Below are 1,632 nucleotides of genomic sequence, written 5' to 3'. Positions count from 1 at the left end.
CCCGCGTGGTCGCCTTCACACACGTCTCGAACGTGCTCGGCATCGTCAACCCGGTGGCCGAGCTCGTCGCGCTCGCGCACGGCGTCGGCGCCCTCGCCGTGCTCGACGCCTGCCAGTCGGCCCCCCACCTGCCGCTCGACCTGCCCGCGCTCGGGGTGGATGCCGCGGTCTTCTCGGGTCACAAGATGCTCGGCCCCTACGGGGTGGGCGCCCTCTACGGCACCGCCGAGCTGCTCGAGGCGCTGCCGCCGTTCCTCACGGGCGGCTCGATGATCACGACCGTCACCCTCGAGGGCGCGGAGTACCTGCCGCCGCCGCAGCGATTCGAGGCGGGCACCCAGCCCGTGTCGCAGGCGGTCGCCCTGGCCGCCGCCGCACGCTACCTCGACGGCATCGGCATGGCCCGCGTGCGCGACCACGAGCACGAGCTCGAGCGACGCCTGCGCGACGGACTGCGGGAGATCCCGGGGGTGCGGCTGCTCGGCGACGCCGATGTCGAACGGGTCGGGCTCGCCTCGTTCGACGTGGCGGGCGTGCACGCGCACGACGTCGGCCAGTACCTCGACGCCCGCGGCATCGCGGTGCGCGTCGGACACCATTGCGCCCAGCCGCTGCACCGCCGGTTCGGCGTGACGGCGACGGTGCGCGCCTCGACGCACGTGTACAACACGAGCGCCGACGTCGACGCGCTCGTCGAGGGCGTCGCGGGCGTGCGTGCGTTCTTCGGAGCCGACGCGTGAACGGCCTCGAGCAGCTCTACCAGCAGCTGATCCTCGACCACTCGAAGCACCCGCACGGCTTCGGGCTCGACACCGCAGCCGAGGGCTCGCCGCGCTCGCACCAGCGCAACCCGATCTGCGGCGACGAGATCACGCTGACCGCCACGGTCGAGAACGGCGAGGTGAGCCACATCGTGTGGGAGGGCGCCGGCTGCTCGATCTCGCAGGCGTCCGCATCGATGCTGTCCGCGCTCGTCGACGAGGAGGACGGGATGCCGCGGGCCGAGGCATCCGCTCTGATCGCCTCGTTCCGCGAGGCGTTGCGCTCGCGCGGGCAGATCGCCCTCGACGAGGAGGAGTTCGGCGACGCCGCCGCGCTCTCGGGCGTTTCGAAGTACACCGCCCGCGTGAAGTGCGCGATGCTCGCGTGGGTCGCCCTCGAGGACGTGCTCGCCCGCTCCTGAGATCCGGGCGTCGGGCCCGCCGCAGCGGACGCGGGGCCGCGTGCGCACGGATTCCGTGAGCGCCCGTGCGGGCGCCGTATGGATTCCGTAAGGACGCCGTCCGGGGTGCTCCGGGCAGTGTTCGATCGGGTGTCGTGCCCCCACCGGGCACCCGCGTCCTCGCGGATCCGCACCTCTGGAGTCCTCGTGCTCGATCTCATCTGCATCCTCGGCATCGTCGCGCTCTTCGCGATCGTCGCCCTCGTCGCCAAGGGGGTGGAGAAGCTGTGATCGTCTTCTCGATCGTCGCGGCCGTGCTCGCCCTCGCCGCGATCGCCTACCTCGTCGTCGCCCTCGTCGCCCCCGAGAAGTTCTGATGGATGCCGCGACCATCTGGGCCGGCATCGCACAGGCCGCGACGCTCATCCTCGTCCTCGTCGTGCTGTACCGCCCCCTCGGCGACTACATGG

At 72.1% G+C, this 1,632-nt stretch carries 4 protein-coding genes; all 4 read left to right on the top strand.

Going from position 1 to position 1,632, the window contains the following annotated elements; genetic code table 11:
- A partial coding sequence (locus ASG00_RS16175) for an aminotransferase class V-fold PLP-dependent enzyme (RefSeq protein ID WP_235559027.1) occupies positions 1-740 on the top strand: 740 nt, incomplete at its 5' end.
- Entirely contained in the window at positions 737-1,183 is a 447-nt protein-coding gene (sufU, locus tag ASG00_RS01105) for a Fe-S cluster assembly sulfur transfer protein SufU (RefSeq protein WP_056206219.1), read from the top strand. The genes ASG00_RS16175 and sufU, both read left to right, overlap by 4 nt.
- A gap of 105 nt (positions 1,184-1,288) precedes the next feature.
- Positions 1,289-1,453, top strand: a complete 165-nt coding sequence (locus ASG00_RS01100; RefSeq protein ID WP_048808978.1) for a hypothetical protein — start codon at positions 1,289-1,291, stop codon at positions 1,451-1,453.
- Positions 1,450-1,539 carry a potassium-transporting ATPase subunit F gene (locus ASG00_RS01095; protein ID WP_045247975.1) on the top strand — a complete coding sequence of 30 codons (90 nt, stop codon included), beginning with the start codon at positions 1,450-1,452 and terminating at the stop codon, positions 1,537-1,539. Before ASG00_RS01100 ends, ASG00_RS01095 begins: the two co-directional genes overlap by 4 nt.
- Positions 1,540-1,632 lie beyond the last annotated feature (93 nt).

Source organism: Microbacterium sp. Leaf351 (assembly GCF_001423825.1).
Classification (GTDB): Bacteria; Actinomycetota; Actinomycetes; order Actinomycetales; family Microbacteriaceae; genus Microbacterium; species Microbacterium ginsengisoli.
Note: the sequence above shows the minus strand (reverse complement) of the source record. Positions and strands in the feature narration are given on the sequence as shown.